Source organism: Sporofaciens sp. JLR.KK001 (assembly GCF_036941055.1).
In the GTDB taxonomy this organism is placed as follows: Bacteria; Bacillota; Clostridia; order Lachnospirales; family Lachnospiraceae; genus Sporofaciens.
In genome coordinates this window covers 4,572,454-4,595,362 of sequence record NZ_JAYMNO010000001.1, presented here as the reverse complement: position 1 = coordinate 4,595,362, position 22,909 = coordinate 4,572,454, and the positions used below count along the sequence as shown (strand labels likewise).

Genomic DNA, 22,909 nt, shown 5'->3' with positions numbered 1-22,909 from the left:
ATGTATGCCGGATCGTGTGTGGATGTTATAAAAGAAGCATACTTAATGTGCGGTGTTTCGTTAGAATATCGGATAGAACTGGAAATTGTAAGAAGATTCATAGTATTGGTGTCTGATTCGGACACCTTATAATATTAGGAAGAAACAGATAGTGAGATTAAGAAATGGCAAAGCCGGGGCAGAAATGTCCCGGTTTTTGCTGTTTGGGAAGGGAGAAGGAAATACAGATGAAAAATATGCGTACATTGACAGAGAAACAGAAGATATTTGCAGAACAGCACCATATGCTGGTGGAACGGTTTCTATGGAAGAATCATTTGGAACGGGCTGAGTTTTACGACGTGGTAATCTTTGGATATCTGGAAGCAGTCCAGGAGTATCTGGAAAATCCGGAACTGTCCAAATACAAATTTTCATCCATTGCGTGGAGAAAGATGAAATATTGTATGATTAATGAATATATTTACCGGAACTGCCCGAAGCGAAATGCCCCTATGGGAACCTATCATGAAGATTATGACCATGTGTTTTCAAGAGAGCAGGTTTCAGAGCAGATGAATTGCGTTGCGAGGGATTTGGAACATCGGGTGCAGTTACAGCAGTTGATGTCCCATATGACGGCAAAGGAGAAGGAGGTTGTCTGCATGAGGGCGGCAGGATATACTTATCGGGAGATTGCAGAGCATTGCAACATTACCATGCGGGGAGTTTCTGCAAGGCTGATTCGGATGAGAAAAAGGTTTCGGGCATTGGCGTTGATTTAGATGGAATTGTGTGAGATAGGAGGAAACAAAAATGAGATATCAAGCAGATGAACTTCGCTATGAACAGGTTACAGTATTGGGGAGGGAGGCTATTTCACAGACCTGAGAGTTTCAAGGGATTCCGTACCGAAAGGGTTTTCCTGTTATGAGGTTAGGCATGACGATGAGGGCTGGGGAAATCCGGTAGAGATTGCTAAGGGAATCCTGGTTAATTTTTATGGAACCTTACTGGTCCAGGGGAATCTGGAACAAGTGGAGAAGGAGGGGTACTGTTTTCTTGAAGAAAATGACTGGAACTATAGCGGAGAAAGAAATTTTACGTTAGAAGAATATATGGAGGTCAGGGGGATTGGATAGTGGGAAAAGCAGAAGTGAAAAATTACGTGCCGTTTGTAAGGGTAAGGATGGTTCGGGAAAGAGAGCTTCCGTATGCGATGGAAGAAATTAACGGGCCGGAGAAAGTTGCGGCATTTACAAGGAAGTTTCTGGCAGAGGCAGACAGGGAGTATTTGCTGGTGCTGTCTATGGATAACGCAGGAAAGCTGACGGCAATCGAGGTGGTGTCCATTGGGACGGTGAATGCGGCGCTGGCAGAGCCGAGGGAAATCTTCAAACATGCGATTCTGGCAAATGCAGCGGGGATTGTGATGGTGCATAACCATACGTCGGGAAGATGTGTGCCAAGTAGTGAAGATATGGAGATATCGAAAAGGATAGAAAAGGCGGGAAAAATCCTTGGGATACCGTTGATGGACCATATCATTGTAGGGGACGGATATTTTAGTTTTCAGACAGAGGGATTGCTGGCAGAGGGAAAAGAGGTATGAGTCATATTGTGCCGGATGATTCCATATTATATCTTTTTGACGAAAAGTTACTATCTTTGTCGTTTTTCGTCGGATATGCCGTAATTACTTTATAATGTGTTTAGCAGAACATAAAAGAGCTTTTGGTACGAGGAGGAGATAGCGTGAAGGAACAGGAAGAATGGATAGGAAATTTAGAACATGATATGTATCAAGAAATCGTGAGGGTGACGCAATCCTTTCCGGTAAAAGAACAGCGGGCAATTCAAAAGGCATTGGCGGATATGATAGCCAAGGCGCAGGATAAGGCGTTTATGAGGGGATATGAGTATGCCATAGAAGTGTTGGAAAATGGGCGTGCGAAAAAATAACCGCTTATATCCCCTTGATATCATCAATAATCTGGCGAACATGGGCTAACTGTACATCGGTAAGGCCGGTCACTTCAATGTAACTCCGGCTGTCCAGTTCCAGCAGGTAGTCGGTACTTACGGAAAAGAACTGTGAAATCTTGACCAGCATTTCTATGGAAGGGAGAATATTATTATTCTCCCAGTTGGAAACCGTCTGTTTTGAGACGTTGAGCGAAACCGCAAGCTGGACTTGGTTGAGGCTTCGGGACTGCCGTAAATTTTTAATCATATCACCAAACATAAGAAAGCTCCTTTTTCATAGGCTACTCTAAAGGAAGTATATTTACAAAATACTAAAGTATTGATATAATGGACAATGCAAGATGTCAAAATATGTAAAAAATTGGCAGTCAAGTGGAAGGGGAGATGTGAAAAGGTGGGAAGGGTGTGAGAAACGGAAGGAAAAGAGAAGAGAAGTAGTGCAGGTATTAACTACAGGGAAAGAATGTATCATGATGGAAATGAAAAGGAGCAGATAGCGAATGAAAAGGAAATTAATAAAAGGAGTTCTAACTTTTACGCTGTTGTTAGCTATGTTGGCTACAATGGCGAATCCTGTTTCTGTCTATGCAGAAGAATTGACGACGGACGATAAAAAGACAGAAGTTGTCGAAAGTACAGATACTAATCAGGATTTAGATGAGGAAAAAGGGACACAAGAGTCAGAAGAAGCAACAGGAACAGCAGGTAATGAGCAGTATGATACGACGAAGCCTGTCATTGAAAAAGTTGAGTTTCCTCAGCAGGGAACAACTGTAAAGGCGGATGAAACCATTCGGCTTTATGTGTATGCATATGATACGGAGACAGAAGAAGGAGAATTGAAAGTATCTGCGAGCATCGTATCTGAAAGTTTTTTAGGTAATATTGTGCCCATGGAAAGTTCGTATGATGCAGAAAAAGGATGCTATGTATGTGAATATGCGCTACCAAATACGAGTGCACAAGAAATAAGAATATTTTCTATCGGCGTGACAGATAAAGCAGGCAATTATACAGATTATTCATGTTATGAGGAGGGGGATTATAAATATTGGGTTTCTGTAGAACAGCAAGAATCACAGGAAATTCATATAAAAAAGTTTGAGTTAAAGCAAAATGGACAAACGCTTGACGAAAATGGTGTACTAGAGATGACATTGGAAACGGAAGAGGAGATAGAAGGGTCTATATATGCAAGTTTCCAATGTAAAAATACTACATATACAAGCACCAGAGAGTTTTATTTCTCTTCGGTTAATCCGAATAATAAAAAAGGGTTCAAAAGCAACAATACTGTTGGATCTAATTACAGTGACGGAACATGGACTCTACAGGGTATTTATGTAAAGAAAGATTCGTTAGGGAAGAAAGAATCCCTTAATATAGATGATATAGGAGAGTGCAAGTATATCGTAAAAAAGACCGAATCTAATGTAACAAAGTCAAAACCTGTCATTACGTCAGTTTCGTTAGACAAAAACGGGGAAATGCTTTCTGCTGGAGATAAAGTAAATATTACAATAGGGGCTGTTAGCGACGAAGGTAAGTTGAATGAATATGGATATGTGAATTTCCAGGCTGTTTCACATATTGCAAATTCATCAAAAAAGGTAGATGTGCATTATGATGAGGAGAAAGGGGTTTATGAAGGCGTTCTTGAAGTTACAAAGGATACATATCCATGTGAATGGTATGTAGAAAGCATTTGGATTAAGGATACGGAAAATAACAGTGCAGATAGCTATGCATTTACCAGAGAAGCAGATTATCCGTATTATATTCAAGTGACGAATGGTAATACGTTTGTAAATCCAACCTATGATATTAACATTAGCTTTAGAGCATTAAATGAGAGTGGAGAGTGGGAAACTGTACAGGAGGTTCAAAAAAAAGTTGAACGTCGTCAGACATTGAAGGAGATTGGCATAACATTCCCAGAAATGAAATCAAAATATCCAGGATTTACGCAGATTGGATGGACAGAGTATAATGGCGATCCTATCACAGAAGATACACAGATTTTGGGAAATTCCAGTCACATGTCTATTCGGGCAAAATATGATAAAAGACTTGTTCCTGTATATTACCAATACCGCAAAGCAGATGGGAATGTGTCCTATCAGAAGCAGAAAATAGAAGTTACAGAAGATATGACATGTGGAGAAGTAAGAGAAATGGTTGAAGGTGTAGCTGCGCCGAAAGAATCATATAAAGGGATGGTGTTCCAAAAGTGGCAAATGCGCTGGCGCTGTAATTGTACGGATGAAAGTCTTTTCAATACAAATCATAATTCAGATTATGTTTTTATAGATGCTGTTTATGATAAGGCTTGTATGACAGTAGAATATACCTATGCTGATACCGAGGGTAATTGGAGCAGGAAAGCTGTGCCATTAGTTTTTGGAAAAGAAGAAAATGATGACACTATAATGAAAAGGGCACAAGAATATATCCCTGAAGATATTACAAAGGAATATAAGTTTGAACAATGGGAGAAAATTTCATTTGGCAGTATTGCTGATTACGCTGACCTCAATCTTCGTGCAAAATTTTCAGGCAAGATAGTATTGGAAGTAGAGTATAGAGATTGCTTTGACAAAAAAGGTAATGAATATCCACTAAGAGGTTTGTTTGTAGATGAAGGAACAACTGGCAAAGATGTGATTAAAACTCTCAACGAGAATAAATTACCAGAATTTTACCCAGGGTTAATTTTTAAAGAATGGGAAATTACAGGTATTAGGGATAATGCTATAGTGACCCAAGGGAAACATATTGATGTGAAAGCAATATATGAAAATTGCTTAGTGCGTTATATAATAGACCCAGCCATGAGTCTCCCCGCATGGGATGGGGATGAGTATTATGAATATGAAACCATTATCTGCCAAGTGGTGGAAAAAGGCGAGACAGTTACATGTAGGAAGTCCTTTGATGGTTATGAAAACGTGGTATGGACTGCCTCTGCTCCGCCGGGTGATACGTTTACGGTAGAAGAGTGTATGACGTTCTGTGGATATGGAACGAAGGCTTCCGAAGAACCAGATCAGCCGACACAGCCAAGCCAGCCGGAGAATCCGAGTCAGCCAGAGAATCCGAGCCAGCCAGAGAATCCAAGTCAGCCAGAGAATCCGAGCCAGCCGAGCAATCCGTCAATTTCGATGCCGGGAGTAACCATTTCGCAAGATACGATTGATGATACTATAAAGATTATTAAATCAATAGAATCCGGCGGTTCTGTCAGCATAGATATGGATGGTGCGACCGTGATTTCAAAAGAGATACTGGAAGCCGCTAAAGGAAGGGATGTAGATATCCAGTTAAATATGGGCGGATATACCTGGACGATTAACGGTAAGGATATTCAAGCAAATAGTTTGAAAGATATTAATCTTCAAGTAATAGTGGATACCAAGAATATCCCAAGCAAGACATTACAGGCACTTGCAGGAGACAACCCGGTCAGACAGCTTTCCTTAGCGCATGAGGGAGACTTTGGATTTAAGGCTTCATTGACTCTGAACATGGGGAATGAACATTCAGGACAGTTCGGCAATCTGTATTACCATGACAGCGACGGAAAGATGGTATTTATCAACGCCGGAAAGATTCAGCCGGATGGAAATGTAAGTCTGGAATTTTCCCATGCTTCCGATTACGTGATTGTGATGTCAGATAAAGAGATGTCCCAGTCAGATGTTCCGGCAGAGATTTCACCGACACAGAAGAAAGAGCAGAGCGTGAGTCCGAAACAGAGTCCAAAGACAGGAGATGGGGCAAATATCGCATATTGGATGGTACTTGGGATGATTGCGTTAGGTGTATGCGGATTATTTGGCAGGAAGAAATTTTATAGAGGATAATACGAATCTGTGAAGTATCAAATGAGTTTAGGTTTATGAAGAACGGCAGGGAGATTATCTTCCTGCCATTTCTTTCCTGGTATTTTAGAAATGTTTGTATTTGATGGGGAATCATAGTATAATAAATCCAGAAATGAAAAGCAAGCAAATTCGGAAGGAGTGCATTTGAAATGACCCAGATTAGGCAGGAGGCAGTAAAATTATTAGAACAGATTCCAGAAGATAAGGTTATTTTTATTATACAGATTATGCAGGGATTGAAAGGTCTTTATGCGGATGATGATATGGGACAGAGTGAGGACGCATTTTTACAGTTAGAGAAAATGCGAAAAAAAGTGCCGGATTTGGATTATGAGAACGAATTGGCGGAGTATCGGGAGGAGAGATATGGGAGTGCGAATCTTGGTTGATACGAATATTATTCTGGATTATTTGTTAGAACGTGAGCCGTATGGAGAGCAGGCAAGGACAATTATAAAATCATGCCAGCAAAGGATAATCGCCGGTTGTATTGCAGCTCATTCAGTCACAAATATTTTTTATATATTGCGGAAGGATTTCACCATAAAAGAACGCAGAGAGATTTTGTTGAATATTTGTAAAATATTTTATGTGGAAGGAATTGATAACCATAAATTACGAAATGCCCTTATAAATGATAATTTTGCAGATTTTGAGGATTGCCTGCAAATGGAATGTGCAAAGAATTTTCATGCAGATTATATTGTGAGTAGAAATTTGTCGGATTTTAAGAATAGCGATATCCCATGTATTGGGCCGGAGAAATTATGTAGAATGATAGAAAACGGTGAAAAAGATTGAAGGTATATTGAAAGGGTTACCAAATTGGACACCCTATTTCTGTTAGTGGTAGTTTTCAGAAGTATCAGTAAAAGTAGCAAGGTTCAGTTATATATTATTATCATGAAACCATTCAGAGAAGTGGCAGGAGGAAATCATCTTCCTGCCATTTGTTATGCCCAGACAGGAGGAATGGCATATCTGGGAGATTATCATTATAGTAAAGAACATTGGCAGGGGCAATCGTTAGGATGGTTCTGCGGTGTTGGGGAAAGGAGGCAGAAGGATGAAAGGCATTGAGATTGCATTATTTATTATTGGGTGCGGCGTCAAGCTGGCAGAGATTATAGCGGAAGAAGATTAATGAGAAGCACAGTCTGAAAGTTGCCGGAAACTGGCGACAGTCAAATTTAATGGGACTGGACTACTGCCAGAACCGGCAAGAGGTAGAAAAGAATACAAAAAACAAAGGTTGATTGAGAAAGGAGATTCCGATTATGGCGGCAAATATTGAGAGTATGTTTTATGTAAGGGAAACCCCATGGCATGGGTTAGGGACGAAGGTATTAGAAGCCCCTGCTTCCAAGGACGCATTGCAGTTGGCAGGACTTAACTGGCGTGTTATGCAGGAACCGATTTATACAGCTATGGAAGAACTGGTTGACGGCTACAAGGCGAATGTGCGGGATTCTGACCGCAAGGTGCTTGGCGTTGTCACAGACCGTTACCGGGTGATTCAGAATGACGAAGCCTTTGCGTTTACGGACGAATTATTAGGGGCGGGCGTGAAATACGAGACAGCCGGGAGCTTGCAGGGTGGCAGGAAAGTATGGCTGCTTGCCCATATGCCCCATGAGTACATCATATCCGGCGAGAGAATCAGCCCCTATCTTTTGTTTTCCAACACTCACGATGGCTCTGGTGCGATTAAGGTTGCGCTGACACCGATTCGGGTGGTGTGCCAGAACACTTTAAATCTGGCGTTGGCAAGAGCGAAACGTTCATGGTCTATGATCCACACCGGGGATATCAGGGAGAAAATGCAGGAGGCAAAGGATACCCTTTTCCTGGCAGAAAAATATATGGACGAACTGGGGAAAGAGTTTGAAGCGCTCCGCATGAGGAAGCTGACGGACAAGCAGGTCATGGAATATATTGAGATCTTACTGCCGATTGAGGATGGTTCCACGCCTCAGCAGGAGAAGAATATGAAGCGTTTACGGGAGGATATGAAAATCCGCTATTTTGATGCCCCGGATTTACAGGAGGTAGGGAAAAATGCCTACCGCTTTGTCAATGCGGTATCTGATTTTGCTACCCATGCGGAACCGCTGCGCAGGACGGCGAATTATAAGGAGAACCTGTTTTCCCGCACCGTAGATGGGAATCCGATGATTGACAAGGCGTACCAGATGGTAAGCGCGGCGTAACAGGATTGGGAGAAGCAGAGAAAGATATGTACAGGAAACAGTTGGAACAAGCCTTCTGCTTGAAACTTAGCGGGGAATTAGCAATCTTCCGGTATGAGATTCTTAAGAAGGAAAAGGAAGCCATCTATGAAGCGGCTTATCAGATTGACAGCATTATCAGCATTTATGAGCTGTTGGCAGAAATGAGCGGCAGGTTATCAGCCGAAACATTAGAGGCGGCGTTGATGATTCCGGATATCCTGACCTTCCTTTACGGGGAGTGGCTGAAGTATGAGGATTCCTACACCGCCGATATCCGATATTGCTTAGATAAGGAACTGGCAAAACTCAGGAGAGATTACAGGGATATGAAGGAGGAGAACATCGTATGAAGAAATTAGTATCCACATTGAATATGGAGAAAACGGAATGGTTAAAGTACCGGAAACAGGGGATTGGAGGTTCTGACGCAGGGGCGGTATGCGGGTTCAACCCCTACCGCACAGCCCTCCAGGTGTATCAGGATAAGACCACGGATGAAACCGAAGAAATCGACAATGAAGCAATGCGCCAAGGGCGGGAATTTGAGGATTATGTAGCAAGGAGATTCACAGAGGCAACGGGAAAGAAGGTACGCAGAGCCAACGCAATGTTTTACGATGAAGAAAATCCCTTTATGCTTGCGGATGTAGACCGGATGGTGGTTGGGGAGAACGCAGGGCTGGAATGTAAGACGGCAAGCCCGTATATGGAGGATAAATGGAAGGATGGCAGGATTCCGCTGTCTTACCAGATTCAGTGTTGTCACTATATGTCCGTTTGCAATGCTAAGGCTTGGTATATCGCTGTCCTGATATATGGAAGGGATTTTAAGTTTTACCGTTTGGAGAGGGATGAAAAAATGCTTGCCGATTTGGTAAAGATTGAGAAGGACTTCTGGGAGAACCATGTATTGAAGCGAGTATTACCCAGTCCTGATGGTTCTAAACTGGCAGACAGCGTGATTGCGGAATACTTCAAGAGATCCATAGATAAGACTATCCCGTTAAACGGCTTCAATGAGAAATTAGAACGCCGGCAGGAATTAGCGGAAATCATGGCAGAGATGGAGACGGAGAAGAAGCGGATCGAGCAGGAATTGAAGCTATATCTTGGGGAGGCGGAATTAGCGGAGAACGAGAAGTACCGGGTATCATGGAAGGCGGTAGACAGCCAGAGGATCGACGAGAAGCGTCTGAAAGCAGAGAAGCCGGAGGTCTATGCAGAGTACCAGAAAACGATTCATAGCCGGAGGCTTACGGTGAAGGCGGCATAATCAGCCAGATAGGAATGATTATACGTGGCGTAAAGAGGAGAAAGCTGTCAATATTTTGGAAACGAATATAGAGAATACCGAGAAAGGCAATATACAAGGAATAAAAAATAGGTTATAATCATATTACAGCGATAAACGGAACTATAAAGGCAGAGGTGAAAATCATGTTGGCAGTAAAGGGAACGATACAAGGCAATACTGTAGTTATCAAAGATGAAGATATAAAAAAATATGATGGAAAAGACGTGATTGTAACGATTCTTGATTTCCAGTTTGAACAGCAGAAGAAACAGGTTGACTTAAAGAAATACATGGGGAGGGGAGAAAAACTTTTCCAGTCAGACGCACAGGAAGCGATAAGGGAGTTACGGGATTATGACAGGTTATAGAAAAGTATTTTTAGATACAGCACCAATCATTTATTTCCTCGATAATGATGTGAATTTTGGAGAAAAAGCCAAAAGCATTCTGGAAGAAATATTAGGGAATGGAAAAGGGCTGGCAACCTCTGTCATTACTTGTATGGAATATCTTACCTTCCCATATAGGAATAACAACTATGAAAAGGCAGAGGCTTTTTTTGAATTTGTGTCGGATTGTGATATCCCGTTGTATTCCGTCAATATGGAAATTGCGAAAAAGGCTTCCATGATTAGGGCTGAGTATGGATATTTTAAAGCGATGGACGCATTACAGCTTGCAAGTGCATGTATCCAAGGGTGTGATATCTTCTTGACGAATGATAAGCAGTTAAAGCAGTTCAAAGAAATACGCTGCGTGACGGTGGAAGAATGGAGATTATAAAAATTTATTGCAGACTGTGCAGATGTGCAGGGGTTAGCCTGTGAAGATACTTATGTTAGAAGAATGTGGCAAGTAAACATTTTTTGAATACAGCATGTTAGGGAGAGGATGAAAATGCCTCTCCTTTTTGAATGTCAGAATACCATAGGGAAGATGCTGCAGTTGTGGAGGTAAGAAATGTCAGATATTAAGGAAGAATTAGCAAAGAGAGCGTCAAGTCTCAGAAAGAAGGAGTCTGGGAATGAGATGGGACAGAAAGAAGCAGTTGACAAGTTAGGCTGTGAGAAAGCCTTTGTCCGTTTACTAAGGGCGGATGAGATTGAATGTCGGGTATCAACCATCAATGAGAGGGGCTTGAGCCTTCTCTTATTTAAGGACGCCCGTGTAGACCAGAAGATTCTGGATGAGACGTTTACGCCCTTTGGATGGAAACGGACTCATCAGATCATAGACGGGAACCTATACTGCACCGTGGAAATCTGGGACAGTGAGAAATGCCAGTGGATCTCCAAGCAGGACGTAGGAACCACCAGTTATTCGGAGAAGGAGAAAGGGCAGGCTTCGGATTCCTTTAAACGTGCCTGCTTTAACTGGGGCGTGGGAAGGGAATTATATACTGCGCCGTTTATCTGGATTGGGGCGGGACATGCTACGATTCAGAAGAAAGACAACAAGTTTACAACGAGCGACCGATTTTCGGTGCAGTCTATTTCTTACAATGAGCAGAGGGAAATCAACGCCCTTGTGATTGTAAATGGAAAAGGCTTCAAAGTGTTTGAAATGAAGCCGAAACAGAAAAACAGGCAGGATACAGGAAACCAGCAGAATACCGGAGGTAAGCCAGATGAAGGACAAGAAGCGGAATACAAGGAGAAGCCCAGCCGGGAGACGGGAAGTTCGAAGAAATTCGGTCAGGAATTGGGGAGCCTGCAGAAAGCTGGTCAGAAGTCAGAGGAAAACAGGATTACGGATATGCAGAAAGCTATTTTAGAGCAGGAGTTAAAACGCACAGGAGTTCCGATTGAGAATGTATTAGCCAGATATAAGATCCATAAGCTGGAACAGATGACGCCGGAGATTTATACGAAGGCGTTAAGCGGGCTGAAAAAATCAAAAACCAAAGAAGCAGCATAACCTGACAGCAGAAATAGGGAGACAAGTATTCACAGAGGAAAGGAGTAAGCAATGCTGATCGGAGATATCTATAATAAAATATTTGCGGAAACAAAAGAGATGGAGAAGAACGATCATGAGATAAGCAGTGAACTGACGACCTTGTTCAAGGATGTGGATTTCCAAAAGGTTACATATGAGGAATTTACGAATCTGATGTGTCAGGCATGTGCCATCGGGGAGCGTCAGGGATTTGTATCAGGATTCCGCGTTTTTGCAAAAATTATGTGCGAAGCGTTAACTTAGGGACTACAGAAATGATTATGGATGATGGAGTGAAAAGAATGGAGAAAAAACAGATGGAGTATATGCAGTTTAAAGAGAGATTAAAAGAGGCTCTGCAGGAGCATTTCCTTGGAAGGGGAGAGGTATATTATGACAAAGGGAAAAAAACGAATGACACAGACAAAGAGGCGGTTATTGTGCGGCCGTTCAGGACAATGGTACAAGCGACGATTTATACGGAGGATATGTATGAAGGATATAAATATACGAGAGATTTTGAAAAATGCATGAAAGAAGTAATCCGGGCATGTGAGACGGTTCCATTCGTTGATGAGCGTTATATCCCGAAAACCTGGGAATCTGCAAAGGGCAGGCTTCATATGCGGGTAATCAATAAGAACTGGAATAAGGAAGGATTGAAGCGGATGCCTTATAGGGAATATTTGGACTTGGCAATCGTATTTTATGTTTTTATAAAAGAGGAAAGAGGACTGATGGCGACGCTGCCAGTCAGCAGGGAATGTATGAAATTGTGGGGCGTAGATGTAAAGACTTTGTGGGAAGCATCCAGGAAGAATCTGGAAGAAGAAATATTTCGGATAGAGACGATAGAGGCTGCCATAGAAAATACGCTGGCGGAAATGAAGGATGCTGAGATTGAAGAGATGTTCCATAATGATATGAAAGGGATGGAAATGGAAGGAATCGGGAAGATATATGTCGTTACAAATCCGTGCCGGAATTACGGGGCAAGGGCAATCCTGCGGAAGGATTTATTGCAGAGATTGGCGAAAGAGCAGGGCGGAGGTTTTTATATCCTGCCCTGTTCCGTTCATGAAATTTTAATACTAAAGGGAAATGATATGGTTACGGCAGAAAATTTAAAAAGTATGGTTTACGAGATCAATCATTGCTCTGGTACGATAGAGCCGGAAGAATGTCTGTCGGATTCAGTTTATTATTATAATAAGGATAAAGATAGAGTTGAGGTTGCAGCATAGCAGGATAGCAGCTAAAAAGAATAAGAGTAATAGGAAGGGAAAAGTTATGCAGAGAGTATTTGGATATGCCAGGGTCAGTTCAAAAGAACAGAATCTTGACCGTCAGATTGACCGTTTGAAGCAGTTTGTTTTACCGGAGAATATCTTGATGGACAAGGCAAGCGGAAGGGACTTGGAACGTTCGGCATATCAGGCGTTGAAAGGAACATTGGGATTACGTGCAGGAGATACGCTTATTATTACATCTTTAGACCGCCTGAGCAGAAGCAAGGCGGATATACGGAGAGAATTACAGTGGTTTCAAGATCATGGGATACGGTTAAAGGTTTTGGATTTGCCCACGTCACTGGTGGAAGTGCCGGAAGGGCAGGAGTGGATTGTGGAGATGATAAATCATATACTCATCGAAGTGCTTGCGTCTATGGCAGAACAGGAAAGGCTTTTGATTAAAAAGAGACAGCGTGAGGGAATCGAGGCGGCGCAGAAAAAGGGGAAACATCTTGGAAGACCAAGACTGCAGGTGCCGGAGGAGTTCCCGGAGGTCTATGCCAGATGGAGAGCGGGGCAGATTAGCGCGAAATCTGCCATGAAAATGCTTCGGATGGCAAAAACCAGTTTTTATCGGCTGGTGAACCAGTATGAAGAATGTGCTGTTCCAAAAGGTGTAGAATGACAGGGATATGTTCCAAAAATAGAAATGGACTTTTAGGGAGGTCAATCCGAGGCTGGGTTGACCAGTCCCTAAAGGTAGAGGTTTTGGGATGGATATTTTAGTTTTATACCCTTCTATTTTTCCAAAATTTATGATAATCTAAGATATAATTAGAATCAGTTGCATTAGAAATATAGACTCGGCATTATCGTAATGGAAGAAGCAATTCAATGTGAAAAGGATAGATTATAAGGGAGAGTGAATGAAGTGATAAGAGATGATAATCCATTCTATATATTGGCAAAAAGTTTGATGAAGAAGGATGTATTGCATATAAATGTAAAAATATGAATGAAGCAAGAAATATCCCGAATACATTGGAAGCCCTCAGAGAATTTATGAATCAGGCTGGAAATTTGAATCTGGTAGTATAGTCGGTTATATTGACAGAGGTTTAAGTAGTTAGATGAAGTATATTTTGGAAAAATACTCCAATAAAAAAAATTAGCGTGGATAAGCTTTAAAATAGCTGTTATAATTGATAGGTGATAGATGATTTTTTTAAAAGTGGAGTATTTGGTATTTACGAAAGAAGGCTAATGAAATGGAACGGTATTGTATTGTAGAGAAAGAATTGAGCGATAGTAAACCAAACTTCTGCCCATATATTAGAATATTTCCATTTAAGGCACTTGAGTATGCAGAGAATCATGTGTTATCTGATTCCGTAAAAAATGAAGAAACAGAGGATGACAAGTCTCCGGAAGATTTAAAATGTAGTGTGGGTATAAATTATGAACCCACAGAGCAAAGTTTATATAATGGTTTTGTAGAAGGTAAAGAATCAGAGAAAGAAATGTTATTTACATTTCCAGAATGTGAAGCTGAAATTCAGAAGTTGCTTTTTAATGTAGATAATAGAGAGTATGCAGAATTAGAGAGTGACATGTATTTTGATATTTTGGATCATAGTTTTTCATCAAAATTAGTAAACTTAGATATATATTTACATATTTATTATTCATTGCTATATAAACAGAATAAGGAGAGTTATATAGCGTTGACGGAAAAGGAGTGGACATCAGAGCAGAAAGTTGAAATACGTGAAAAAAGAAAAGAATGCAAAAAATATCTTAAAGGAAAACCAGACAAGGTTAAACCTTTTGTGATTAGAGAAAAGATAAATGAGAAAAAAATAGTGAAGGGAAAGCATATTATGATGTGACAGGAATACAAAATTTTGCTCCCAATGTTTCAAGATTATATTATTTATCCCGTGAAGTTCGGCAAATTTTTACAAAGGTAAAAAAAATTAATACTGAAAAATATAGTTACAACAAAATGAAATCACTTTTTGATTCAGATTATGTTTCGATTAATAGAATAGAAGAAATTTGGTTATGTGAATATTTATTTGGACTAAATCTTGCAATAATGTTTTATTCTTTTTTTGAACCAATTTTGAAAGATATATGTTTTGAGGATATCAAGAGGGAGTATTATGAAATAATAAAAAAAATCATTTTGGAAGTTATGAAAGTAAAGGGCATATATACTCGCTGTTTATTGATTCAGAAAATGAAAATGATATATGAGTTAAAATTTGCGAACAGTAAATTGGGGTGTGGAGAACGATTATATTATTTATACAGAGAAATATTGAATAAGAGAATGCCTGTATATGTGGAGACGATGGGATGGTTAAAGAAGAATGTGTTGGAGCAAGGAGATGATGAGAAAAGGAAGAAAATTTTTATAAAGGAGGTTGAAGAAAACTGTAAAGTATTGATAGCAGAGTATTTGTTTTGTTCGGAAGGATATTATTTATTGAAAGATTTACCCCAGAATATTGAAAATGATAATATCTATGAGTTAATTCAAAAGATTATTTTATGTGAAAGAGAAGAAGGGGTGCCGTCCTGTTAGGACGGCACTTTTCCTATGTTCAGACAAATAATATTTGATACGAAAGACTGAATAAATGATGTTATCTAACTCTTATAGGACGGGCTGTTTATTTGGGGCAGACTGGGGGAGGGGGAAAAAATAATTTGTCATATCAAAAGCTCCTCATTTTCGTCATTTTTTATCTGCGGTATAATACGTACATAAAATGAAGGAGGAAATAAGCATATGAAATCATGTTTTGACGGATTAGCGAATCAGAATGATATGGCAATGATTGCGCAGGGGATTCAAGAGGGAAACATGCTGGTGGCAAATTCATTACAAGCGTTGAATGTGCGTATTGACCAAGAAATTGGCAAGAATAGAAAGCGGCGTCGAAAAGTGTTGAATTCGTTTATCGTTGCTCAAAATGACCGGTTTGGAGTCGTAAAGAATTTTGATGATGGTACACAAGAGATTGTGGATTTGACATTGAATCTATTTCCGGATTTTGTTGTAAATAAAATTAAGTTTCGAGGTCTGGATGAAAAACCCAAGCACATCGGAATTTATTTTAAAACCGACGATTTCTGGATTATTGGAAGAAAGGGAAAGGTAAATGGTTCCGTCATCTTTGATGGAATGCTCAAAAATGGCGTAGTGTTCAACACCAAATTTAGGAGTGCCAGGGTTAAGGAATTATTGAATGATTTTTTTACGCCGTTAATTGCACAAAGCAAAAAAACGATGGAAATTCCTGCATTGGGGGGATGGTGGAACGGAAGGTTTTTGTCGGCGGAAAGATTTATGTTTCGAGAGGAAGAAGGGATTCCAGAACTGCCGGTACAGAAAAAAATTTATTGGAATATGCAAGCGAGGATTTTGACACCAGCTTATATTTTGCAAAAATTCGGCAAATTAAGGATTGGAGGTATCGTCTGCTATTCATGCTTTATCCGATTCATGGAATCTTGAGCAGTATAATGAAAAAGAATGGATGCACTCAAGAATATTATTTGTCTGTCGTCTTTTTAGATGATATCAAATCGAGGGATTTATGTGATTTTTTGCAAGTATTTGGGCGTAATAAGCTTAAAGCCTATGAACCAAGAGAGGAAGAAATCCTTACGGCGAAGGATGAAGTGTTGATTCTTGACGCACGTTCAGATGGAGTTCGTTCAGATTATATGCAAAAAAATCTTGAACGAAAATGCCGTAGCTTTGCTGAACGCATTGTGAAGCGGGAAATTATCACGGAAGATGGTTTTGAAGTTAGTGTTCCGGTAGTTGTTTTTTCCGGACAGTTATCACGGAGCCGCTATGCCGTTAATTTATTTTTGGACAAGAATTCGCTGAAATTATCTGCACTAGATCCTGAGGTGGATATCATTGGCGCTATGATTTATATTTTTGTGAAATATTGTGAGCGAAATCTTGAGCGTGTAAAAGAGATATTGGATATGGTTAAGCAGACTGGTGCGGAGTACACATGGCTTCAAGGTGCTTTCGAAGTTTTTGAGGATTTTTGGTCCTCATATGGCGTTGATTTGAAATCATCAGCAGATATCCCCAAAGAAATAGATTGGGAAAAGCTTTTACAGGAAATGTTGATATTGAACGACGATATTATTGACGATTTTGTGACAGTAATACGGCAGGGAATCTCAGATTTTCCGGTTAAAGAAAAACGTCGGGGGGAGAATTTTGAGGGGTTCATTGGCTACACGGATGAGGATATATGGATACCGACCAAGATATTTGACCAGATTCTAAACAGATATGGTTTGCAGAAGGAGAGGAATCGATTGCTTGCAGATTTACGCAGGAAAGAATTTTTGATTACAGACGATAACCGAAGTTATTCACGGCAAATTAAAAGTGGCGAGAAGCGTATGGAAGTGTTACAAATCAAACGCAAAATCTTCGAGCGACAAGGGATGGCAGATATCATTGACTTAGGAAAGGAGGAAAAAGGCGATGATTAAGGATAAGGAGGGGCATGAGGTTCATTTGATAGGGGAAGCGAATGGCCACAAATTGGTTTATGGTAATTCTGGTCAAGGGAAGACCTTCTTCCTTATGCGGGAGTTGGAAGGCTATTGTGAACAAGAGAAGAAAATCTTGATTCTGGATTATTCCGGAAGTTTTACGGAGAAAGAATTGGTGGAGAAGAAATTTTTATATCCCGCTAAGGTCAAACGCTTGAACTTAGCCGAGGAACTGTTTCAATGGACATTTTGCGCCGACAGCATAGAATTGTGCATAAAAAATGTCGCAGACGCTTTGGGGGAAGTTTTGAATTGCGGCAGTTATTATCAGAAAAAGTTACTGGAAGAAGCTGTTAGGCGTACTTTGGAATCTGAAAACGATATTTGTATTTCGCGTTTGCTGAGGATTATCGAGGAAATGCTTCTGGAAGAACAAATAAATGAAAACACTGGCAGAATAGCGGAGAATCTACAGCATTTGTTGACGAGATTGTTTCCCTATGAAGATATCGACAACTTTGTAATAAGAAATCAAGAGGCGCAAATAGATATGGATGAACCCCTTACTATCATTGATATTAGTTGTTATCCTGAAGGTCAGAGACGGTTTTTGACAAGATTAATAGTATCGCTGTTATGGAGAGAAGCATATCGCCCCAAAGCAAAAAGTCGGTATGAGATTCTGGTGCTTGATGAAATGCAGTTTTTATCTGTGAAAGAAGGCAGCACACTGAATTCCATGCTGCATGAAGGCAGGAAAAAAGGATTGTCCCTTGTTCTCAGCACACAATATATCAGCCATTATGGTGAGGATGAGAAAAGTGCGCTTCATCAGGCAGGTACGAAGATTATCTTCCGTCCGACTCCGGAGGACCGCAGATATTCGGCAAGGCTGATTGCTCCAATGAATCCTCGGATATGGGAAAGGGAGCTGGCGGGATTAAAAAAAGGAGAGGCGCTATTAAAGGGGCATTACCGCTTGGATAACCGAAACAGGGTTCTGGATACACCGCTCATAATTAAGGCATTTCCATAAAACAGTGCTAAAAAGCCATGAGATGGCATAGGTTAGAGAAACCAGTTGAAAGAGATAGCAAGGGAGGCGGAGACAATCAGTAAAAAAAATAAATTAAATTTTAGATTCCACAATCCAAACACCCCAGAGGCGACGGCAGATTACATAGTGCAGATTTTCGTTGCTGCTAACACGGGGAGAGTGGAGCAGGTTTTAAATCAAAGTGCCTCCAAGGGAGACAAGGAAAAAGAAGAAGGAGAAGGAGAGAACCGCTGCGTAAGCTAGCGGTTCTCTTGCTTGCATGGAAAAAGCAAAGGTATCAGAAAATAGCTTGTCTTTTTTTTCGCTACATTATATAATGGGGTCGTAACAGAACGCTATTATTTAATTGGAAAGGTCTGAGTTATGAATATTGCTGCTTATTGCCGTGTTTCTACAGATAAATCCGACCAGCTTAATAGCTTGGAAGCACAAAAGAAATTTTTCACTGAATATACGCAGAAAAATGGTCATGACCTTGTAAAACTATATGCAGATGAAGGAATTTCCGGTACAAAGATTAAAAACCGCAAAGAATTTCTCCAGCTTATGAGGGATGCAAAACAGGGATTGTTTGATATGGTGGTTGTAAAAGACATATCCCGTTTTGCGCGTAATACGGTAGACCTTTTACAGAGTATCAGGACTTTGAAAGCGTTGGGTATTGAAACCACGTTCCTGACGGCGAATATGACTGTCTTAGGACAATCGGAGTTCGTTCTGACAATCTTTGGCGCACTTGCACAGGAAGAAAGTGCGAATACTTCTAAACGTGTGAAGTTCGGAAAAAAGATGAATGCAGAGAAAGGGCGGGTACCGAATATTGTATACGGCTATGATAAGACAAACGGCGACTATTTTAATTTGGGAATTAATAAAGAAGAAGCAAAAATTATCCGTCAGATATTTACATGGTATATTGAGGAAGGATATGGAGCGGCTAAGATTGCGAATATGCTTAATGAAAGAGGCTGTAAGACGAAGCGGGGCTATAGCTTTAGCCAGAATGCAATCTGCCGCATCTTAACGAATGAACTGTATACCGGAAAGATTATTAATGGGAAAGAAGAAGTAACGGATTTCCTGACTGGCACAAGGGCAGAAAAAGACCAGTCTGAATGGCTGGTAACAGACCGTCCGGATTTGAGGATTATTGAGCCGGAGCAATTTGATCAAGCACAGGAAGTATTGGCGGGACGCCATGGAGCATTTAATATGAAGCGAGAGAGACAAAGCAATAAATATCTTTTTAGTACACTGATAAAATGTAAGGAGTGCGGATGGTCGTTCCGAAGGACAGTCCGTACTTATAAGAACACATATATCCGTTGGGTATGTTCCGGGCATAATGGAAAAGGGGCGGATAATTGTCCGAATGCAGTTACGGTTGATGAAGAAGAATTAATTCAGGCATTGGAAGAATATTTTGCAGAAATGCTGAAATCAAAAAAGAATGTCATTGCCCATGTGGTAAAAGAATTTGTTAAGATTTACAAAGCAAAAGACGAAAATGAGAATTATGAGAAGGAATTAAATGATAGCCTTGCGAGAATGAAAAAGACCCGGCAAAAATATATGGATATGTATACGGATGATTTGATCAGCAGAGAGGAACTGAATGAGAAGATTGGAGGGATGAAGGCAGAGATTGAGAAGTTGGAAAATAATCTGAAACTGGTCCAGTATAATCTGAACAAAGGCGACCAGTTAGAAGATGTGATAAGAATGACCTTCAAGCGTATAGAGGATATCGTGTCTGTCAGGGATATGACGAATGAGCAGTTGAAACAGATTATCCAAAAGATAGAAGTAGACAAAGAAGGAAATGTAGATATTTACCTGCGTTTGTTCGGGGATTTAGGATTGAATGAAACCGTTCTAATTTGCGACAACCATACATAAAGACGTAACAGAACGTCTCCTCCAAGTCAACCCGTCTCTTGCAGCAGAGGCAAGAAAGATATTAGATCTCAATAAGTCAGAGCGCCACATACGCGGTGGACTTGCTACCCGGGAGAAATATCTTCATCAACATGCATAATCGCACAAGAGGATGACTATCGATGAGAGCAGATAAGGCATGCAGGGAATGCAGCAGGAAGATAATAGGAGTGTACACAGAGCTTTATCAGGCGTCAGCGGAAAAGAAGGAAGAGATCATCGGACGGGCGGAAAGGTATCTGGACGAGACTCCAATGAATCTGTCTGCCCCGCGTATCGTGGCAGGGGTGTTGGATGTCTTGAAAGAAGAAACAGGGTTCACAGATCCATATGAGAAGATCAAGAAGGACTATGAACTGCTTCCGCTTGGTATGGAGAAGCAGATATACGAGAATATCCGAAGCTCGAAGGATTCGTTTATAGTTGCTTTTCAACCTCGATTCAGAGAAGACGGCGAATCTGCAGGGAGGTCTGGTTCTGAATGATGCAACTGGAGGGGATGCGAGACTGTTCGGCCTTGATCGGATTACTTCAATCGTACCGAATGGAACAAGCATCCCCAGAACAGAGTATGATCAGATATTGGAGGAAGCCAGAGCGTGTATAGATAGAGCGGTTTCAGGCAGGCAGGCAGACTGTCTGTCCCCGGCATTGACGAATGAACAGCGCTAATGGCAAAGCTTCCGCTTCCCAAACTTCACAGAGAATGTAGTTCCCCCGCCCTTCGTATCCTCCACATGAAGATCGAGGTTCTGTATCCCGGCAAGGGCGGCGGCGATCGACAGGCCAAGGCCGAAGTGTTCTTTCTTACTTCTGGAGCGGTCATTTCGGTAGAACCGGTCGAAGATCCTGGTCTTCTCTTCGTCAGGAATCCCCGGGCCGTGATCGATCACACGGACAATGAGGCAGCCGGAGGAGACTTCCGCCTGCAGGATGATCTGGCGTTTATTCTGCGTGCAGGCGCAAGCGTCCTCATTGGCATGACTCTCGTCCGTCAAAGCATAAGCGATGGCATTATCTAATAAAATAGTAAATATCTGTTGGCACAAATCAGGATCCGCAGATACCGGGGGAAGAGGAGCATCCGGCAGCAGAAGCGACAGTGTCCCACCCTTGGAGAATAAAATCGGCTCATACATTTCCAGCAGATTCAACAGCAGTTCATCAATCTCGAATTTCCGTTCCCTTACGGCCCACTCCTTCTGGTCTGTCATTACCAGCAGCAGGAGATTCTTGATCAGGGCGCTTCCGCGGTGGCATTCCTTCTGAATGACGGACAAGCCATGGCTGTATTCCAGAGGGTTAGAGATGGAGGCATCGGCAGTTGTCTGGATCACCGCGAAGGGGGAACGCAGCTCGTGGGAGACAGCGGCGACGAATTCTTGCTGCTTCTGATAAGTCTCTTCCAAAGGCTTAAGAGAGCGGCCGACGAACCATCGTCCGGACAGGAAGAGCAGCAGGATCCCGCCCAAGTTTATCAGCAGATAGACACAGCCTGTCTCCAGAAGTTTCTTCTGACTGTCGGAAATATCCTGAAGCAGAATTAGTTTCTTATATCCGGAGGTGGTCTGAAGAATCAGGACATTTCCAAGATAAGTGTCCCGTTCTTCTCCGTCGATCCGAAATACAGAGGATTGCAGCAGATTCGAGGAAATGGGGTGGGAATCGTCGTAAATGTTCTCTTTTCTCGCGGCGTCTTCCGCACGGGAGAAGAGAATGTCGCGTTTGGTACGGGATTTATAGGCTCCGGGGAAGAAAAAGGGAGTATCATTTTCTTCTATATAAATGAGGAGCCGGTTGTTCTTCTCCATTTGTACCAGGAAGGAATCAGCAAATCGGGAATCTGTCTGAAGCTGGGCCGTCAGCGTGAAGAGTAATTCCTGGAAGGCCGATTGATGCCGGTTCTCCTGGGAAGAGACATAGAATAAAAAGGCAGCGGACAGGACGATAGTCATGATCAGTCCGGTGCTCAGAGTATACAGAATGACGAATTTTCTTCGAAGTCTAGGAAACATGATTTCCCTCCAGCCGATATCCCATGCCGTGCACAGTCTGAATACATGCCCGGCTCTTCAGTGTCAACAGATGCTTTCTCAGGAAATAGATATAGGTATCCAGATTCCCATCTTCCACAGTTCCGTCAGGTCCCCAGACCCGGGAGTAGATCTGCTCTCTTGTCAGGGTCTTGTCCGGATTGCGCATGAAGAATTCCATAAGAAGAGCTTTTCTCTTAGAGAGAAGCTCTTCCTTATCCCGGCATGTTATAGTCCGGGTATCCGGGTCAAATCGGATATCCAGATAAGAAAGGCAGGTATGGTCTGAGAAATCCTTGGGACGCCGTGACAGCGCGCGGATACGCGCCAGCAGTTCTTCAATGGCGTAGGGCTTTACCAGATAATCGTCGGCGCCGCAGTCCAGTCCCTTGATGCGGTCGTCCAGGGAACCAAGGGCGGTGGTCAGGATCACAGGGGCGCTGATATGATTCTGGCGGATGGAGCGCAGGATGGACAGCCCGTCGATCTCCGGCAGCATACGATCCAGGAGAATCAGGTCATAAGCTCCGGACATAGCGTGATAGAGCGCTTCGCTTCCGGTGTGGCAGCAGTCTGCAGTGTGATTCCTTGAGAGAAGCTGTGATTTCAGGGCATCGCATAAATCCCGGTCGTCTTCAATGATCAAAATGTGCATCTTCTATATGAAACCTCCTTTCCCTCAAGAATTATAGCATGAAATCTCAAAATAATCTTTAAAAATTTATGATGATTTTCAAAGATTTTTTGAGATAAAATGTGTATAGTATCAGATAGTACGAAGAAAGGAGACGAATTTCA

29 protein-coding genes and 1 pseudogene are annotated in these 22,909 nt (G+C 41.6%); 27 read left to right on the top strand and 3 right to left on the bottom strand.

What is annotated here, in order from left to right; translation table 11 throughout:
* Positions 1 to 227 precede the first annotated feature (227 nt).
* From VSQ62_RS23395 to VSQ62_RS23380, 4 genes are all read left to right on the top strand, one after another.
* The gene (locus VSQ62_RS23395; RefSeq protein WP_334637138.1) at positions 228 to 764 is read left to right on the top strand and encodes a sigma-70 family RNA polymerase sigma factor; all 537 of its coding nucleotides are present in this window, start codon (positions 228 to 230) and stop codon (positions 762 to 764) included.
* Positions 765 to 839: 75 nt separating this feature from the next.
* Complete coding sequence (locus VSQ62_RS23390) at positions 840 to 1,121, top strand: LPD28 domain-containing protein (RefSeq protein ID WP_334637760.1); 282 nt, start codon at positions 840 to 842, stop codon at positions 1,119 to 1,121.
* Positions 1,121 to 1,591 (top strand): JAB domain-containing protein, encoded by a 471-nt coding sequence (locus tag VSQ62_RS23385; protein WP_334637137.1) that lies wholly within the window; start codon positions 1,121 to 1,123, stop codon positions 1,589 to 1,591. The genes VSQ62_RS23390 and VSQ62_RS23385 overlap by 1 nt, the downstream gene beginning before the upstream one ends.
* A 143-nt stretch (positions 1,592 to 1,734) precedes the next feature.
* The gene (locus VSQ62_RS23380) at positions 1,735 to 1,941 is read left to right on the top strand and encodes a hypothetical protein (protein ID WP_334637135.1); all 207 of its coding nucleotides are present in this window, start codon (positions 1,735 to 1,737) and stop codon (positions 1,939 to 1,941) included.
* A gap of 4 nt (positions 1,942 to 1,945) precedes the next feature.
* On the opposite strand, the gene VSQ62_RS23375 is transcribed toward VSQ62_RS23380, so the two are convergent.
* Positions 1,946 to 2,224, bottom strand: a complete 279-nt coding sequence (locus VSQ62_RS23375; protein ID WP_334637134.1) for a helix-turn-helix domain-containing protein — start codon at positions 2,222 to 2,224, stop codon at positions 1,946 to 1,948.
* A gap of 241 nt (positions 2,225 to 2,465) precedes the next feature.
* On the opposite strand from VSQ62_RS23375, the gene VSQ62_RS23370 reads away from it, so the two are divergent.
* From VSQ62_RS23370 to VSQ62_RS23260, 23 genes and pseudogenes are all read left to right on the top strand, one after another.
* A complete protein-coding gene (locus VSQ62_RS23370; RefSeq protein WP_334637133.1) occupies positions 2,466 to 5,828 on the top strand; it encodes a hypothetical protein in 3,363 nt (1,120 codons plus the stop codon).
* Positions 5,829 to 5,998: 170 nt separating this feature from the next.
* On the top strand, positions 5,999 to 6,238 hold the full coding sequence (locus VSQ62_RS23365; protein ID WP_334637131.1) for a UDP-N-acetylenolpyruvoylglucosamine reductase: 240 nt from the start codon (positions 5,999 to 6,001) through the stop codon (positions 6,236 to 6,238).
* Complete coding sequence (locus VSQ62_RS23360) at positions 6,216 to 6,650, top strand: type II toxin-antitoxin system VapC family toxin (protein WP_334637130.1); 435 nt, start codon at positions 6,216 to 6,218, stop codon at positions 6,648 to 6,650. Before VSQ62_RS23365 ends, VSQ62_RS23360 begins: the two co-directional genes overlap by 23 nt.
* A 476-nt stretch (positions 6,651 to 7,126) precedes the next feature.
* Complete coding sequence (locus tag VSQ62_RS23355; RefSeq protein WP_334637129.1) at positions 7,127 to 8,059, top strand: DUF932 domain-containing protein; 933 nt, start codon at positions 7,127 to 7,129, stop codon at positions 8,057 to 8,059.
* A gap of 26 nt (positions 8,060 to 8,085) precedes the next feature.
* On the top strand, positions 8,086 to 8,430 hold the full coding sequence (locus tag VSQ62_RS23350; RefSeq protein WP_334637128.1) for a DUF3848 domain-containing protein: 345 nt from the start codon (positions 8,086 to 8,088) through the stop codon (positions 8,428 to 8,430).
* The gene (locus VSQ62_RS23345; RefSeq protein ID WP_334637126.1) at positions 8,427 to 9,353 is read left to right on the top strand and encodes a YqaJ viral recombinase family nuclease; all 927 of its coding nucleotides are present in this window, start codon (positions 8,427 to 8,429) and stop codon (positions 9,351 to 9,353) included. Before VSQ62_RS23350 ends, VSQ62_RS23345 begins: the two co-directional genes overlap by 4 nt.
* 164 nt (positions 9,354 to 9,517) lie before the next feature.
* Positions 9,518 to 9,742, top strand: coding sequence for a hypothetical protein (locus VSQ62_RS23340; protein ID WP_288175533.1), 225 nt, complete (start codon positions 9,518 to 9,520; stop codon positions 9,740 to 9,742).
* Positions 9,729 to 10,157, top strand: a complete 429-nt coding sequence (locus VSQ62_RS23335) for a type II toxin-antitoxin system VapC family toxin (protein WP_334637124.1) — start codon at positions 9,729 to 9,731, stop codon at positions 10,155 to 10,157. Before VSQ62_RS23340 ends, VSQ62_RS23335 begins: the two co-directional genes overlap by 14 nt.
* Positions 10,158 to 10,334: 177 nt before the next feature.
* On the top strand, positions 10,335 to 11,291 hold the full coding sequence (locus VSQ62_RS23330; protein WP_334637123.1) for a hypothetical protein: 957 nt from the start codon (positions 10,335 to 10,337) through the stop codon (positions 11,289 to 11,291).
* Between the two features lie 51 nt (positions 11,292 to 11,342).
* The gene (locus VSQ62_RS23325; protein ID WP_334637122.1) at positions 11,343 to 11,576 is read left to right on the top strand and encodes a hypothetical protein; all 234 of its coding nucleotides are present in this window, start codon (positions 11,343 to 11,345) and stop codon (positions 11,574 to 11,576) included.
* Positions 11,577 to 11,614: 38 nt separating this feature from the next.
* Positions 11,615 to 12,556, top strand: coding sequence for a DUF5688 family protein (locus VSQ62_RS23320; protein WP_334637121.1), 942 nt, complete (start codon positions 11,615 to 11,617; stop codon positions 12,554 to 12,556).
* Positions 12,557 to 12,602: 46 nt separating this feature from the next.
* Positions 12,603 to 13,229: a recombinase family protein gene (locus VSQ62_RS23315; protein WP_334637120.1), complete on the top strand. Its 627-nt coding sequence runs from the start codon at positions 12,603 to 12,605 to the stop codon at positions 13,227 to 13,229.
* A gap of 266 nt (positions 13,230 to 13,495) precedes the next feature.
* Entirely contained in the window at positions 13,496 to 13,642 is a 147-nt protein-coding gene (locus VSQ62_RS23310) for a DUF6718 family protein (protein WP_334637758.1), read from the top strand.
* A gap of 170 nt (positions 13,643 to 13,812) precedes the next feature.
* On the top strand, positions 13,813 to 14,433 hold the full coding sequence (locus VSQ62_RS23305; protein WP_334637119.1) for a hypothetical protein: 621 nt from the start codon (positions 13,813 to 13,815) through the stop codon (positions 14,431 to 14,433).
* Positions 14,430 to 15,134 (top strand): hypothetical protein, encoded by a 705-nt coding sequence (locus VSQ62_RS23300; RefSeq protein WP_334637117.1) that lies wholly within the window; start codon positions 14,430 to 14,432, stop codon positions 15,132 to 15,134. The genes VSQ62_RS23305 and VSQ62_RS23300 overlap by 4 nt, the downstream gene beginning before the upstream one ends.
* Positions 15,135 to 15,341: 207 nt before the next feature.
* On the top strand, positions 15,342 to 16,070 hold the full coding sequence (locus tag VSQ62_RS23295; RefSeq protein WP_334637116.1) for a hypothetical protein: 729 nt from the start codon (positions 15,342 to 15,344) through the stop codon (positions 16,068 to 16,070).
* Positions 16,071 to 16,078: 8 nt separating this feature from the next.
* Positions 16,079 to 17,080, top strand: coding sequence for a hypothetical protein (locus VSQ62_RS23290; protein WP_334637114.1), 1,002 nt, complete (start codon positions 16,079 to 16,081; stop codon positions 17,078 to 17,080).
* Positions 17,073 to 18,119 (top strand): ATP-binding protein, encoded by a 1,047-nt coding sequence (locus tag VSQ62_RS23285; protein ID WP_334637113.1) that lies wholly within the window; start codon positions 17,073 to 17,075, stop codon positions 18,117 to 18,119. The genes VSQ62_RS23290 and VSQ62_RS23285 overlap by 8 nt, the downstream gene beginning before the upstream one ends.
* 45 nt (positions 18,120 to 18,164) lie before the next feature.
* Complete coding sequence (locus VSQ62_RS23280; protein ID WP_334637112.1) at positions 18,165 to 18,383, top strand: hypothetical protein; 219 nt, start codon at positions 18,165 to 18,167, stop codon at positions 18,381 to 18,383.
* 120 nt (positions 18,384 to 18,503) lie between these two features.
* A complete protein-coding gene (locus VSQ62_RS23275; protein ID WP_334637111.1) occupies positions 18,504 to 20,039 on the top strand; it encodes a recombinase family protein in 1,536 nt (511 codons plus the stop codon).
* A pseudogene (locus VSQ62_RS23270) lies at positions 20,026 to 20,178 on the top strand (sporulation transcriptional regulator SpoIIID); the annotation flags it as partial. The gene VSQ62_RS23275 and the pseudogene VSQ62_RS23270, both read left to right, overlap by 14 nt.
* Before the next feature lie 22 nt (positions 20,179 to 20,200).
* A complete protein-coding gene (locus VSQ62_RS23265; RefSeq protein WP_334637110.1) occupies positions 20,201 to 20,563 on the top strand; it encodes an ARMT1-like domain-containing protein in 363 nt (120 codons plus the stop codon).
* A complete protein-coding gene (locus tag VSQ62_RS23260; protein ID WP_334637109.1) occupies positions 20,502 to 20,750 on the top strand; it encodes a hypothetical protein in 249 nt (82 codons plus the stop codon). Before VSQ62_RS23265 ends, VSQ62_RS23260 begins: the two co-directional genes overlap by 62 nt.
* Here the strand turns inward: VSQ62_RS23260 and VSQ62_RS23255 are convergent.
* Both VSQ62_RS23255 and VSQ62_RS23250 read right to left on the bottom strand, forming a co-directional pair.
* Positions 20,747 to 22,093, bottom strand: coding sequence for a sensor histidine kinase (locus VSQ62_RS23255; protein WP_334637108.1), 1,347 nt, complete (start codon positions 22,091 to 22,093; stop codon positions 20,747 to 20,749). The two genes, VSQ62_RS23260 and VSQ62_RS23255, sit on opposite strands and share 4 nt — an antisense overlap.
* Positions 22,083 to 22,766, bottom strand: coding sequence for a response regulator transcription factor (locus VSQ62_RS23250; RefSeq protein ID WP_334637107.1), 684 nt, complete (start codon positions 22,764 to 22,766; stop codon positions 22,083 to 22,085). Before VSQ62_RS23250 ends, VSQ62_RS23255 begins: the two co-directional genes overlap by 11 nt.
* Between the last annotated feature and the right edge of the window lie 143 nt (positions 22,767 to 22,909).

What these genes read in the sequence shown, in the direction of transcription:
- VSQ62_RS23320 (WP_334637121.1), top strand. Translation starts at nt 11,615, where the DNA reads ATGGAGAAAAAACAGATGGAGTATATGCAGTTTAAAGAGAGATTAAAA.
- VSQ62_RS23325 (WP_334637122.1), top strand. Translation starts at nt 11,343, where the DNA reads ATGCTGATCGGAGATATCTATAATAAAATATTTGCGGAAACAAAAGAG.
- VSQ62_RS23355 (WP_334637129.1), top strand. Translation starts at nt 7,127, where the DNA reads ATGGCGGCAAATATTGAGAGTATGTTTTATGTAAGGGAAACCCCATGG.
- VSQ62_RS23265 (WP_334637110.1), top strand. Translation starts at nt 20,201, where the DNA reads ATGAGAGCAGATAAGGCATGCAGGGAATGCAGCAGGAAGATAATAGGA.
- VSQ62_RS23360 (WP_334637130.1), top strand. Translation starts at nt 6,216, where the DNA reads ATGGGAGTGCGAATCTTGGTTGATACGAATATTATTCTGGATTATTTG.
- VSQ62_RS23315 (WP_334637120.1), top strand. Translation starts at nt 12,603, where the DNA reads ATGCAGAGAGTATTTGGATATGCCAGGGTCAGTTCAAAAGAACAGAAT.
- VSQ62_RS23305 (WP_334637119.1), top strand. Translation starts at nt 13,813, where the DNA reads ATGGAACGGTATTGTATTGTAGAGAAAGAATTGAGCGATAGTAAACCA.
- VSQ62_RS23375 (WP_334637134.1), bottom strand. Translation starts at nt 2,224, where the DNA reads ATGTTTGGTGATATGATTAAAAATTTACGGCAGTCCCGAAGCCTCAAC.
- VSQ62_RS23370 (WP_334637133.1), top strand. Translation starts at nt 2,466, where the DNA reads ATGAAAAGGAAATTAATAAAAGGAGTTCTAACTTTTACGCTGTTGTTA.
- VSQ62_RS23285 (WP_334637113.1), top strand. Translation starts at nt 17,073, where the DNA reads ATGATTAAGGATAAGGAGGGGCATGAGGTTCATTTGATAGGGGAAGCG.
- VSQ62_RS23350 (WP_334637128.1), top strand. Translation starts at nt 8,086, where the DNA reads ATGTACAGGAAACAGTTGGAACAAGCCTTCTGCTTGAAACTTAGCGGG.
- VSQ62_RS23365 (WP_334637131.1), top strand. Translation starts at nt 5,999, where the DNA reads ATGACCCAGATTAGGCAGGAGGCAGTAAAATTATTAGAACAGATTCCA.
- VSQ62_RS23345 (WP_334637126.1), top strand. Translation starts at nt 8,427, where the DNA reads ATGAAGAAATTAGTATCCACATTGAATATGGAGAAAACGGAATGGTTA.
- VSQ62_RS23340 (WP_288175533.1), top strand. Translation starts at nt 9,518, where the DNA reads ATGTTGGCAGTAAAGGGAACGATACAAGGCAATACTGTAGTTATCAAA.
- VSQ62_RS23295 (WP_334637116.1), top strand. Translation starts at nt 15,342, where the DNA reads ATGAAATCATGTTTTGACGGATTAGCGAATCAGAATGATATGGCAATG.
- VSQ62_RS23395 (WP_334637138.1), top strand. Translation starts at nt 228, where the DNA reads ATGAAAAATATGCGTACATTGACAGAGAAACAGAAGATATTTGCAGAA.
- VSQ62_RS23335 (WP_334637124.1), top strand. Translation starts at nt 9,729, where the DNA reads ATGACAGGTTATAGAAAAGTATTTTTAGATACAGCACCAATCATTTAT.
- VSQ62_RS23290 (WP_334637114.1), top strand. Translation starts at nt 16,079, where the DNA reads ATGAAAAAGAATGGATGCACTCAAGAATATTATTTGTCTGTCGTCTTT.
- VSQ62_RS23330 (WP_334637123.1), top strand. Translation starts at nt 10,335, where the DNA reads ATGTCAGATATTAAGGAAGAATTAGCAAAGAGAGCGTCAAGTCTCAGA.
- VSQ62_RS23275 (WP_334637111.1), top strand. Translation starts at nt 18,504, where the DNA reads ATGAATATTGCTGCTTATTGCCGTGTTTCTACAGATAAATCCGACCAG.
- VSQ62_RS23250 (WP_334637107.1), bottom strand. Translation starts at nt 22,766, where the DNA reads ATGCACATTTTGATCATTGAAGACGACCGGGATTTATGCGATGCCCTG.
- VSQ62_RS23255 (WP_334637108.1), bottom strand. Translation starts at nt 22,093, where the DNA reads ATGTTTCCTAGACTTCGAAGAAAATTCGTCATTCTGTATACTCTGAGC.